Origin of the sequence: Streptomyces durbertensis (assembly GCF_014156695.1) — a bacterium.
Taxonomy (GTDB): domain Bacteria; phylum Actinomycetota; class Actinomycetes; order Streptomycetales; family Streptomycetaceae; genus Streptomyces; species Streptomyces durbertensis.
Map to the genome: position 1 here is coordinate 1 of NZ_WMLF01000140.1, position 11,945 is coordinate 11,945.

Here is an 11,945-nt window from a genome sequence, read left to right on the forward strand (position 1 = left end):
AGGCCGACCACACCGCGAGGAGGGCGTCCGGGGGCTTCCCCGGACGCCCTCCTCGCGTGCGGCGGTGGTGCGGCCGAGGTCCGCACTCCGGGAGGCGGCGACCGGGTGGCCCGTGGCTCGATACCATGGCAGTCCGACCGTTCCCTGGCCGGACTGCTAGAGGAGTGCTCTTGCCTAAAGAGACCCAGCCGCTCACCGCCGATCAGCGCGAGCCGAAGGGCGGGCCGACCGGGCCCGCCGCGGAGGCCGCGGCCGGCGGTGCCGGCCAGGGCGGTGGCAAGCCACAGCCGGCGACCAGGCCGGAACAGCCTCCCGCGCCGACGGCGGCCGAGCCCGCACGGCGGGAGGAGCAGCGCTCCGGTGGGCAGGCCCGGGCGGTGTCCGGGGTCTCCGGGCGGTACGGCTCATCGAACCGGGTCCGGGCCCGGCTGGCCCGCCTCGGTGTGCACCGGGCGAGCCCGTACAACCCGGTGCTGGAACCGCTGCTGCGGATAGTGCGGGGCAACGACCCCAAGGCGGACACCGCCACGCTGCGCCAGATCGAGCGCGCCTACCAGGTCGCCGAGCGCTGGCACCGGGGTCAGAAGCGCAAGAGCGGCGACCCGTACATCACGCACCCGCTCGCGGTGACCACGATCCTCGCCGAGCTGGGCATGGATCCGGCCACCCTGATGGCCGGGCTGCTGCACGACACCGTCGAGGACACCGAGTACGGCCTCGACACCCTGCGCCGGGACTTCGGCGACCAGGTGGCCCTCCTGGTGGACGGTGTCACCAAGCTGGACAAGGTCAAGTTCGGTGAGGCCGCGCAGGCCGAGACGGTCCGCAAGATGGTCGTCGCGATGGCCAAGGACCCCCGGGTGCTGGTCATCAAGCTCGCCGACCGGTTGCACAACATGCGCACGATGCGCTTCCTGCGGCGTGAGAAGCAGGAGCAGAAGGCCCGCGAGACGCTGGAGATCTACGCGCCGCTCGCCCACCGGCTGGGCATGAACACCATCAAGTGGGAGCTGGAGGACCTCGCCTTCGCGATCCTCTACCCCAAGATGTACGACGAGATCGTCCGGCTGGTCGCCGAGCGCGCGCCGAAGCGGGACGAGTACCTGGCCACCGTCATCGACGAGGTGCAGGCCGATCTGCGCGGCGCCCGCATCAAGGCCACCGTCACCGGCCGCCCGAAGCACTACTACAGCGTCTACCAGAAGATGATCGTCCGCGGCCGGGACTTCGCGGAGATCTACGACCTGGTCGGCATCCGCGTCCTGGTGGACACCGTCCGCGACTGCTACGCGGCGCTGGGCACGGTGCACGCGCGGTGGAACCCGGTGCCGGGCCGGTTCAAGGACTACATCGCGATGCCCAAGTTCAACATGTACCAGTCGTTGCACACGACGGTCATCGGGCCGGGCGGCAAGCCGGTGGAACTCCAGATCCGCACCTTCGACATGCACCGCCGCGCCGAGTACGGCATCGCCGCGCACTGGAAGTACAAGCAGGAGGCCGTGGCCGGCGCCTCCAAGGTCCGCACCGACGTGCCGAAGCGGTCCGGCAAGGGCGGCCAGGACACCGTCAACGACATGGCCTGGCTGCGCCAGCTGCTGGACTGGCAGAAGGAGACGGAGGACCCGGGCGAGTTCCTGGAGTCCCTGCGCTTCGACCTGTCCCGGCACGAGGTCTTCGTCTTCACACCCAAGGGCGACGTCATCGCGCTGCCCGCCGGCGCCACCCCCGTCGACTTCGCGTACGCCGTGCACACCGAGGTCGGCCACCGCACGATCGGCGCCCGCGTCAACGGGCGCCTGGTCCCGCTGGAGTCCACCCTGGACAACGGCGACACCGTCGAGGTCTTCACCTCCAAGGCGCCCGGCGCCGGCCCGTCCCGGGACTGGCTGAACTTCGTCAAGTCCCCCCGGGCGCGCAACAAGATCCGGGCCTGGTTCTCCAAGGAGCGCCGGGACGAGGCGATCGAGCAGGGCAAGGACGCCATCGTGCGGGCCATGCGCAAGCAGAACCTGCCGATCCAGCGCATCCTCACCGGCGACTCCCTCGTCACGCTCGCGCACGAGATGCGCTACCCGGACATCTCCTCGCTGTACGCGGCGATCGGCGAGGGCCACGTCGCCGCGCAGAACGTCGTGCAGAAGCTGGTCCAGGCACTCGGCGGCGAGGACGCCGCCAGCGAGGACATCGCCGAGACGGCGCCGCCGCTGCGGCGCGGCGGCGGCCGGGAGAAGCGCCGCTCCAGCGCCGACCCGGGGGTCATCGTCAAGGGCGTCGACGACGTGTGGGTCAAGCTCGCCCGCTGCTGCACCCCCGTGCCCGGGGACCCGATCATCGGCTTCGTCACCCGGGGCTCCGGGGTCTCGGTGCACCGCGCGGACTGCGTCAACGTCGACTCCCTCTCCAGGGAGCCGGAGCGCATGCTGGACGTGGAGTGGGCGCCGACGCAGTCCTCGGTGTTCCTGGTCGCCATCCAGGTCGAGGCGCTGGACCGCTCCCGGCTGCTGTCCGACGTCACCCGGGTGCTGTCCGACCAGCACGTCAACATCCTGTCGGCGGCCGTGCAGACGTCCCGGGACCGGGTCGCGACCTCCCGCTTCACCTTCGAGATGGGCGACCCGAAGCACCTGGGGCACGTGCTGAAGGCGGTGCGCAAGGTAGAGGGCGTCTACGACGTCTACCGCGTCACCTCCGCCCGCCGCCCGTAAGCGGAACGAGCAGAGGCGGAGAGGCCCGGTCCGTTGTCGGACCGGGCCTCTCCCGTCTTCTCGGCAGACGCGCGTCAGCCGCCGAACTCCTCCAGGCCCTTCAGCGCCTGGTCGAGCAGCGCCTGACGGCCCTCGAGCTCACGCTCCAGCTTCTGCGCCTTCGCGGTGTTGCCCGCCGCCCGCGCCTGTTCCAGCTGGCCGCGCAGCTTGTCCACCGCGTCCTGGAGCTGGCCGGTGAGACCGGCGGCCCGCGCCCGCGCCTCGGGGTTGCTGCGGCGCCACTCGGCCTCCTCGGCCTCCTGGACCGCCCGCTCCACGGCGTGCATCCGGCCCTCGATCTTCGCCTTCGCGTCACGCGGGACGTGACCGATCGCGTCCCAGCGCTCGTTGATCGCCCGGAACGCCGCCCGCGCCGCCTTCAGGTCGCTGACGGGGAGCAGCTTCTCGGCCTCGGCGGCCAGCTCCTCCTTGCGGGTCAGGTTCTCCCGCTGCTCGGCGTCCCGCTCGGCGAACACCTCACCGCGCGCCTGGAAGAAGACGTCCTGGGCGCCGCGGAAGCGCTGCCACAGGTCGTCCTCGTGCTCGCGCTGCGCCCGGCCGGCGGCCTTCCACTCCTGCATCAGGTCGCGGTAGCGGGCCGACGTCGCGCCCCAGTCCTTGGAGGACGACAGCGCCTCCGCCTCGGCGACCAGCTTCTCCTTGCGCCGCCTGGCCTCCTCGCGCTGGTTGTCCAGCGCGGCGAAGTGCGCCTTGCGGCGCTTGGAGAAGGCCGAGCGGGCGTGCGAGAAGCGGTGCCACAGCTCGTCGTCGGACTTGCGGTCCAGCCGGGGCAGCCCCTTCCAGGTGTCCACCAGCGCGCGCAGCCGCTCCCCGGCCGCCCGCCACTGCTCGCTCTGCGCCAGCTTCTCGGCCTCGGCGACCAGGTCCTCCTTGGCCTTGCGGGCCTCCTCGGTCTGCTTCGCCTTCGCCGCCTTGCGCTGCTCGCGGCGCTCGGCGACCGTCTCGGACAGCTTGTCCAACCGGACGCGCAGGGCGTCCAGATCGCCCACGGCGTGGTGGGCGTCCACCTGTTCCCGGATGTGCCCGATCGCGGTCTCGGCGTCCTTCGCCGACAGATCGGTGGTCCTCACCCGGCGCTCAAGGAGGTCGATCTCCACGACCAGGCCCTCGTACTTGCGCTCGAAGTAGGCGAGGGCCTCGTCCGGCGAACCCGCCTGCCACGAACCGACGACCTGCTCACCCTCGGCCGTACGCACGTACACGGTCCCCGTCTCGTCGACGCGGCCCCACGGGTCGCTGCTCACAGCGCCTCCTCCACATGACGCCGGCAGGGCCTGCCGCCCTGGGCGTCGTCCACAGTTGTCGTCCGGCGGGGAGTCTTTCGCCGTGCCGACCGCCGGCTACCGCCGTCCGGTCGTAGAACACGCGCCCCACCTCACGCAAACATAGGCGACGGGCGGCCCGGCTGTCCGCATCCGGCGCGAGGTGAATCCGCGAGCACGACAACCGCGTCCGCGGCGGCACGCGGTACTCAGCCGGCGGTCACGGTGGCCTTGTTGATCACCACGGTGGCGTTGGGCGCGGTCGCCTGGATCTCGGGCGCCGGGTACACACCGGCGTCGGCGATCTTCTTCAGCACGTCCATCCCCGCCTTGCCCTCGGCGACCGTCCCGAACGGCGTGTAGTCCGCCGGCAGCGGGCTGTCCTCGTAGACGAGGAAGAACTGGCTGCCGCCGCTGTCCCGGCCCTGCCCGGTCTGCGCGTTGTAGGTGTTGGCCATGGCCACCGTGCCGGCCGGGTAGACGCCGTCCGCGACGCGCTTGTCCTTCAGGTTCTCGTCGGGGATGGAGTACCCGGGGGTGCCCTGCCCGGTGCCGGTCGGGTCGCCGCACTGGAGGACGAAGAGCCCACCCTCGGTCATCCGGTGGCAGGCGGTGTGGTCGAAGTACTTCTGCCCGGCGAGGAAGCTGAACGAGTTCACCGTGCGCGGGGCGTCGCGCGCGTCCAGGTTGATGGTGATGTCACCGCAGGTCGTCTCCAGCACCATGGTGTGGTCGGCCTCGGTGTCGATCGACATCTTCGGTTCCTTGTCCCACTGCTTGCCGTTCGGCTTGCCGGGGGCCGGCTTCTCGCACGGGTCGGGGCCGCGGCTGGGCGTGGGCGTCGCGTCGGCCGCGTCGTCCCGGCGCTCCTCACCGCCGCCGAACGCCGCGACCGAGGCCCACACGGCCGTCGAGGCGACCGCGACCACCAGCACGGCGGCGAGCACCGCGTTGCGGATCCTGGTCCTCCGCCGGGCCGCCTCGTGCCGTGCCATGCGCCGGCGCTCCTTCTCCGCCGCCAGCTGTCGACGCCGCTTCTCCGCGCTGACCACGTGCTTCTCCTTCGGAAAACCTTCGGGGGGCTTGTCGCGCTCGGCACCGGGCGCGGTGACCGTACGGTAGTACGGGTTCGCCGCGGCGCACCCGGCGCCGGTAGGCTCGTGGGGCACGCCAACCGTTGCCGGACGACTGAAGGACGAACGTGCTCATTGCCGGGTTCCCCGCCGGTGCCTGGGGGACGAACTGTTATCTGATCGCTCCCGCCGCCGGTGAGGAGTGCGTGATCATCGACCCCGGCCACGAGGCCGCCGAGGGAGTCGAGGAGGCGCTCGCCAGACACCGGCTCAAGCCGGCCGCCGTCATCCTCACCCACGGCCATCTCGACCACGTGGCGTCCGTGGTCCCGGTCTGCGGCGCGCACGACGTGCCGGCCTGGATCCACCCCGAGGACCGCTACATGATGAGCGACCCGGAGAAGGCCCTCGGCCGGTCCATCGGCGCCCGGCTGCTGGGCGAGCTGACCGTCGGCGAGCCGGACGACCTGCGGGAGCTGACCGACGGCTCGGTGCTCGAGCTCGCCGGCATGGAGTTCACCGTCGCGCACAACCCCGGCCATACCAGGGGGTCGGTGAGCTTCAGGATGCCCGAACAGGCCGACATCCCGCCGGTGATGTTCGCGGGCGACTTCCTGTTCGCCGGCTCCATCGGACGCACCGACCTGCCCGGCGGCGACCACGACGAGATGCTGCGCTCCCTCGCGCGGGTCTGCCTCCCGCTGGACGACCACACCGTCGTACTGCCCGGGCACGGTCCCCAGACGACCATCGGCCGCGAGCGCGCCACCAACCCGTTCCTTCGCGGGCTGGTCGCCGGCGGCGAGGGCGGCCGACCAGCCGCCCCACGACGAGGAATGTGACGAGAGAACACCCGTGAGCACCTTCTCCGCCCCCAAGGGCACCTACGACCTGCTCCCCCCGGAGTCCGCCGACTTCCTCGCCGTCCGCGAGGCGATCTCGGCCCCGCTGCGCCGGGCCGGCTACGGCTACGTCGAGACGCCGGGCTTCGAGCACGTCGAGCTGTTCGCCCGAGGCGTGGGCGAGTCCACCGACATCGTCACCAAGGAGATGTACACCCTCACCACCAAGGGCGGCGACGAGCTCGCGCTGCGCCCGGAGGGCACCGCGTCCGTGCTGCGCGCCGCCCTCCAGGCCAACCTTCACCGGGGCGCCCTGCCGGTGAAGCTGTGGTACTCCGGCTCCTACTACCGCTACGAGCGCCCGCAGGCCGGCCGCTACCGGCACTTCTCCCAGGTCGGCGCCGAGGCCCTGGGCGCCGAGGACCCGGCGCTCGACGCCGAGCTGGTCATCCTGGCCGCCGACGCCTACCGTGCGCTCGGCCTGCGCCAGGTCAGGCTGCTGCTGAACTCGCTGGGCGACGCCGAGTGCCGGCCGGTCTACCGGGCCGCCCTCCAGGACTTCCTGCGCGCCCTCGACCTCGACGAGGACACCCGCGCCCGCGTCGAGATCAACCCGCTGCGGGTGCTGGACGACAAGCGGGAGAGCGTCCGCGCCCAGCTCACCGACGCCCCGCTGATGCGCGACCACCTCTGCGAGGGCTGCAAGTCCTACCACGAGCAGGTCCGCGACCTGCTGCTCGCCGCCGGCGTGGAGTTCGAGGACGACCCGCGCCTGGTCCGCGGCCTGGACTACTACACCCGTACGACGTTCGAGTTCGTCCACGACGGGCTGGGTTCGCAGTCCGCCGTCGGCGGCGGCGGCCGCTACGACGGCCTTGCGGAGATGCTCGGCGGCCCGGCGCTGCCATCCGTGGGCTGGGCGCTCGGCGTCGACCGCACGGTCCTGGCGCTGCGCGCGGAGGGCGTGGAGCTGCCCCGCGCGGACGCCACCGAGGTCTTCGCCGTGCCCGTCGGCGAGGAGGCCAGGCGTACCCTGTTCCACACGGTCACCGAGCTGCGCCGGCAGGGCGTGGCGGCGGACTTCGCCTACGGCGGCAAGGGCCTGAAGAACGCCATGAAGTCCGCCAACCGCTCCGGCGCGGCGCTCGCCCTGGTACTCGGCGAGCGCGACCTGGCCGAGCGGGTCGCGCAGCTCAAGGACCTGGCCACCGGCGAACAGGTCGCCGTGCCGCTGGAGAACCTGACAACCGAGGTGCTGGCGAAACTCAACCGGCCCGCCGCTCGTTGAGGCACATGACCCGCACACCCCACCCGACGGGATGACACCGCTATGACCACGACGGCTCCCCCCGACACCACGGACACCGGCGACGGCCGGACCCAGGGTGCCATCGCGGCGACCAGGGCGTTCGCCTGGACGCTGATCGTCACCGGAGCCGCCGGGCTGCTCGCCTCGTGGGTCATCACGGTCGACAAGATCCGGTTGATGCAGGCCGAGCTCGCGGGGGAGACCTACACCCCCGGGTGCAGCTTCAACCCGATCGTCGCCTGCCAGAACGTCATGCAGAGCGAGCAGGCCGAGGCGTTCGGCTTCCCGAACCCGATCCTCGGCCTGGTCACCTACGCGGTGGTGGTCACGATCGGTGTCGGGGCGCTGGCCGGGGCGCGCTACCAGCGCTGGTTCTGGCTGGGCCTGCAGGGCGGCACGCTGTTCGGCGTCGGCTTCTGCACCTGGCTGATGTACCAGTCGCTGTACAACATCAACTCGCTGTGCCTGTGGTGCACCCTGGCGTGGGTCGCCACCCTGTGGATGTTCTGGCTCACACTGACGCACAACCTGCGGCACCGGATCATCCCGGCGCCCGAGGGGCTGCGCTCGCTGCTGCTGGAGTTCCCGTGGGTGCTGCCGGTGCTGCACACCGGGCTGATCGGCATGCTGATCCTGCTGCGCTGGTGGGACTTCTGGATCAGCTGATCCCGCCGTTCTCCTCGGCTGATCCCCGGTTGCGCGCCCCGCGCGGCACTCCGCCGCGTGGGGCGCCGCCCGTTCCGCCTCCGGTGTTGTCAGTGGCTTGTCCTAGGCTTCCTCGTGTGGAGCCCGACCTGTTCACCGCCGCCGCCGAGGAGCGCCAGGAGCGCGAGCCGTCCGCCAGCCCGCTGGCGGTCCGGATGCGCCCCCGAAGCCTGGACGAGGTGGTCGGGCAGCAGCATCTGCTGCGGCCCGGCTCGCCGCTGCGCCGCCTGGTGGGGGAGGGGGCCGGCGGTCCGGCCGGCGCGTCCTCGGTGCTGCTGTGGGGCCCGCCCGGCACCGGCAAGACGACGCTCGCCTACGTGGTCTCCCGTGCCACCGACAAGCGGTTCGTCGAGCTGTCGGCGATCACGGCCGGGGTGAAGGAGGTCCGTGCGGTCATCGAGTCGGCGCGGCGCTCCTCGGGCGCCTACGGCAAGGACACCGTCCTGTTCCTCGACGAGATCCACCGCTTCAGCAAGGCGCAGCAGGACTCGCTGCTGCCGGCGGTGGAGAACCGCTGGGTCACGCTCATCGCGGCGACCACGGAGAACCCGTACTTCTCCGTCATCTCGCCGCTGCTGTCCCGCTCGCTGCTGCTGACGCTGGAGCCGCTGACCGACGACGACCTGCGCGGGCTGCTGCGCCGCGCGCTCACCGACGAACGCGGCCTGGCGGGCGCGGTGGAGCTGCCGGCGGACGCCGAGGCGCATCTGCTGCGGATCGCCGGCGGCGACGCGCGCCGGGCGCTGACGGCCCTGGAGGCTGGGGCCGGTTCGGCGCTCGCCAAGGGCGAGTCCGCGATCACGCTGGAGACGCTGGAGGAGGCCGTCGACCGGGCGGCGGTGAAGTACGACCGGGACGGCGACCAGCACTACGACGTGGCGAGCGCCCTGATCAAGTCGATCCGGGGCTCGGACGTGGACGCGGCGCTGCACTACCTCGCGCGGATGATCGAGGCCGGCGAGGATCCGCGCTTCATCGCCAGGCGGCTGATGATCTCGGCCAGCGAGGACATCGGGCTCGCCGATCCGTCGGCGCTCCAGACGGCCGTCGCCGCGGCGCAGGCGGTGGCCATGATCGGCTTCCCGGAGGCCCGGATCACGCTGAGCCAGGCCACCATCGCGCTCGCGCTGGCGCCCAAGTCGAACGCCGCCTACAAGGCCGTCGACGCGGCGCTGGCCGACGTCCGCGCGGGGCTGGCCGGCCCGGTGCCGGCCCATCTGCGGGACGGCCACTACAAGGGCGCGGGGAAGCTGGGGCACGGCGAGGGCTACCGGTACCCGCACGACCTGCCCGGTGGCATCGCCGCACAGCGGTACGCGCCCGAGGAACTGCACGGCAGGCGGTACTACGAGCCGACGCGCTACGGGGCCGAGGCGCGGTACGCGGAGGTCGCCGAGCGCGTCCGGGCCCGGCTGCGCGGCGAGGAGCCGCCGAGGGCCCGCCCGGAGGGCGACTGACCGGCCGGCGGGTCCGACGTCCGAAGCGGGGTCAGCCGTCCCAGCCGGCGGCCTCGAAGAGCCGGTGCATCTCGCGCCGCAGGCCCATCACGTCGGTGACCGGGTCCGGGAACTCGAAGCGCACGTCGAAGCCCTCCTGCCGGCGGCAGTAGCGCAGCCGCATCCCGTGCCGGTCCAGCGCGAGCGGCACGGGCCGGTGGCCGGTGGCGGCCGCCGCGGCCTCCTCGCCGAGCAGCGCGGTGAGCCGGTCCAACTGCCCGGGGTGGGCGGCGGCCAGGTGCTGGAGCAGTTCGGCCTCGTGCCGGGCGAGCGGGTCGGGCCGCGCGGCGGCGAAGTCCTCGGCGGACACCCGGCACTCGCCCCACAGGTCGTCGACCTGGACCTCGCCGACCTCCAGCCGCAGCATCATCCAGCCCATGCCGCCGGGCGGCGGCCCGGCCGGGTTCCGGTCGGTGAGCAGCTTGGCGGCGATGCCCCGCTCCCGGCCCCGCACCGCGGTCAGCCAGCCGGCGACCCAGGCGCGGCCCCTGATCCGGTGCGGGACGCTCACCGGGGCGACGTCGGTGAGTTCCATCACGGCGGCCACGTCGTCGTCCTGGGCGTAGGCGCCGGCCCTGGCCGCGGGGGAGTCGGCGGGTACCAGTAGAATCACGTCACCACCGGTGTTCACAGCGCGCGCTTCCGGGACTCCCGAGCCGAGATCGTCGAGCTCGATTCCCGGAATGCTCAGTGCTGCGGATACCCTGGACTCAACGAGGGTTCGCACCCGCTCGGCAGCCGTGGGCTGCCGAAGGTCTTCCGTGGGACGCGGCTGCCCCTCCTCCCGCATGCCGTGGGGGGACGCCTGGTGATCGTTCACGATTCCGGGCAGGGGGTTCCCAGGACGAAACATGCGTTCTCCTCTACTAAGGTAAGCCTCACCTAACTTACACGGAGGACTGTTCAACGTGAACCAGTCGCGTCCCAAGGTCAAGAAGTCGCGTGCGCTCGGCATCGCGCTGACCCCGAAGGCCGTCAAGTACTTCGAGCAGCGCCCGTACCCGCCGGGCGAGCACGGCCGTGGCCGCAAGCAGAACAGCGACTACAAGGTCCGTCTGCTCGAGAAGCAGCGTCTGCGCGCGCAGTACGACATCAGCGAGAAGCAGATGGCCCGTGCCTACGACCGCGCTCGGAAGGTCGAAGGCAAGACGGGCGAGGCCCTCATCGTCGAGCTTGAGCGCCGTCTGGACGCGCTCGTCCTGCGGTCCGGTCTGGCCCGCACGATCTACCAGGCCCGTCAGATGGTCGTCCACGGCCACATCGAGGTCAACGGCCGCAAGGTCGACAAGCCGTCCTTCCGCGTCCGCCCGGACGACGTCGTGATGGTCCGCGAGCGCAGCCGTGCCAAGCACCCGTTCCTGGTCGCCCGCGAGGGTGGCTACGCGGGTGAGGGCGAGACCCCGCGCTACCTGGAGGTCAACCTCCAGGCGCTGGCGTTCCGCCTCGACCGGGACCCCAACCGCAAGGAGATCCCGGTGATCTGCGACGAGCAGCTCGTCGTCGAGTACTACGCCCGCTGATCCACGGGAGCCGGACGGCTCCCCGGCTCGGCACCGCCCTCCGTACCGTCGGCTCTCGCGCCGCGGTGCGGGGGGCGTCGCGTTACCCGCTGCCCCCGCCCGTGTGTGCGGGTGATATCCGGTCGGGGCGGCGCGGGGCGGCGCGATAAGGTCGTGCCCTGCCCGCCGCCGGGGAAGGGCCCTGAAGCCCCTGGAGGACAGCCCGTTCGGCGGGGCAGACCCGTAGACGCCCGTACAACCGAGGGAAGCGGTGCAGCGTGTCCGGTGGAGAGGTGGCCGGCCTCCTCGTGGCGGTCTTCTGGGCGATCCTGGTGTCGTTCCTGGCCGTGGTGCTGGTGCGGCTCGCGCAGACGCTCAGAGCCGCCACCGAGCTGGTGACCGGGGTGACCGAGCGGGCCGTTCCGCTGCTCGGTGAGGCCTCGGCGACCGTCCGCAGCGCCCAGACGCAGCTGGAGAAGGTCGACGCGATCGCCACCGACGTCCAGGAGGTCACCGCCAACGCCTCGGCGCTGTCCTCCACGGTGTCCACCGCGTTCGGCGGCCCGCTGGTGAAGGTCGCCGCCTTCGGCTACGGCGTGCGCCGGGCCCTGCGCGGCCGCGCCGCCCAGGACGCCGGCGGCCGCACCCCCCGACGCACGACCGTGCTGACCGGCCGTACCGTGCCGCCCGCCAGGGGCGGTCGGCGGTGGCGCGGCGGAAAGGACTGACGCACCGTGTTCCGCCGAGCATTCTGGTTCACCGCCGGCGCCGCCGCCGGCGCCTGGGCCACCAACAAGGTGCATCGGAAGATCCGCAGCCTCACCCCCGAGTCGCTGGCCGCCCGGGCCGCCGACCGGGCCGTGGAGACCGGGCACCGGCTGCGGGAGTTCGCCCTCGACGTGCGGGCCGGAATGGTCCAGCGCGAGGAGGAGTTGAACGACGCGTTGGGCATCGGCGCCGACCCGGACGAGGCGACCGCCCGCCCACTGCC

General features: G+C 72.2%; 11 protein-coding genes. 8 read left to right on the forward strand and 3 right to left on the reverse strand.

Annotated elements, in window-relative coordinates; all coding sequences use genetic code 11:
• The first annotated feature begins 170 nt into the window (after positions 1-170).
• Positions 171-2,708, forward strand: coding sequence for a RelA/SpoT family protein (locus tag GL263_RS12035; protein ID WP_182855636.1), 2,538 nt, complete (start codon positions 171-173; stop codon positions 2,706-2,708).
• Positions 2,709-2,782: 74 nt separating this feature from the next.
• Here GL263_RS12035 and GL263_RS12040 read toward each other — a convergent pair whose 3' ends face one another.
• A complete protein-coding gene (locus tag GL263_RS12040; protein WP_182855637.1) occupies positions 2,783-4,012 on the reverse strand; it encodes a DUF349 domain-containing protein in 1,230 nt (409 codons plus the stop codon).
• A gap of 227 nt (positions 4,013-4,239) precedes the next feature.
• Entirely contained in the window at positions 4,240-5,082 is an 843-nt protein-coding gene (locus tag GL263_RS12045; RefSeq protein ID WP_182855639.1) for a peptidylprolyl isomerase, read from the reverse strand.
• Positions 5,083-5,231: 149 nt separating this feature from the next.
• Here GL263_RS12045 and GL263_RS12050 point away from each other — a divergent pair, with 149 nt between their 5' ends.
• The 4 genes from GL263_RS12050 to GL263_RS12065 all read left to right on the forward strand — a co-directional run bounded on the left by GL263_RS12050 (position 5,232) and on the right by GL263_RS12065 (position 9,416).
• A complete protein-coding gene (locus GL263_RS12050) occupies positions 5,232-5,945 on the forward strand; it encodes an MBL fold metallo-hydrolase (protein WP_182855641.1) in 714 nt (237 codons plus the stop codon).
• Between the two features lie 13 nt (positions 5,946-5,958).
• Entirely contained in the window at positions 5,959-7,233 is a 1,275-nt protein-coding gene (gene hisS / locus GL263_RS12055; protein ID WP_182855643.1) for a histidine--tRNA ligase, read from the forward strand.
• 42 nt (positions 7,234-7,275) lie between these two features.
• The gene (locus GL263_RS12060) at positions 7,276-7,920 is read left to right on the forward strand and encodes a vitamin K epoxide reductase family protein (protein WP_182855644.1); all 645 of its coding nucleotides are present in this window, start codon (positions 7,276-7,278) and stop codon (positions 7,918-7,920) included.
• A 116-nt stretch (positions 7,921-8,036) separates the two neighbouring features.
• Positions 8,037-9,416, forward strand: a complete 1,380-nt coding sequence (locus tag GL263_RS12065) for a replication-associated recombination protein A (protein WP_182855645.1) — start codon at positions 8,037-8,039, stop codon at positions 9,414-9,416.
• Positions 9,417-9,447: 31 nt separating this feature from the next.
• Here the strand turns inward: GL263_RS12065 and GL263_RS12070 are convergent, their stop codons facing one another.
• Positions 9,448-10,068 carry a DUF2470 domain-containing protein gene (locus tag GL263_RS12070; protein WP_323379361.1) on the reverse strand — a complete coding sequence of 207 codons (621 nt, stop codon included), beginning with the start codon at positions 10,066-10,068 and terminating at the stop codon, positions 9,448-9,450.
• Between the two features lie 295 nt (positions 10,069-10,363).
• On the opposite strand from GL263_RS12070, the gene rpsD reads away from it, so the two are divergent.
• The 3 genes from rpsD to GL263_RS12085 form a co-directional block, all read left to right on the forward strand.
• Positions 10,364-10,975 carry a 30S ribosomal protein S4 gene (gene rpsD / locus GL263_RS12075; RefSeq protein ID WP_182855647.1) on the forward strand — a complete coding sequence of 204 codons (612 nt, stop codon included), beginning with the start codon at positions 10,364-10,366 and terminating at the stop codon, positions 10,973-10,975.
• A 257-nt stretch (positions 10,976-11,232) separates the two neighbouring features.
• Positions 11,233-11,682 carry a DUF948 domain-containing protein gene (locus GL263_RS12080; RefSeq protein ID WP_182855648.1) on the forward strand — a complete coding sequence of 150 codons (450 nt, stop codon included), beginning with the start codon at positions 11,233-11,235 and terminating at the stop codon, positions 11,680-11,682.
• Between the two features lie 6 nt (positions 11,683-11,688).
• Positions 11,689-11,945 (forward strand): DUF6167 family protein (locus GL263_RS12085; protein ID WP_182855650.1); only part of this gene is annotated, 257 nt, incomplete at its 3' end.

Bases quoted from the DNA above. Each gene is read 5' to 3' on its own strand.
- GL263_RS12060 (WP_182855644.1), top strand. From the start codon at position 7,276: ATGACCACGACGGCTCCCCCCGACACCACGGACACCGGCGACGGCCGG.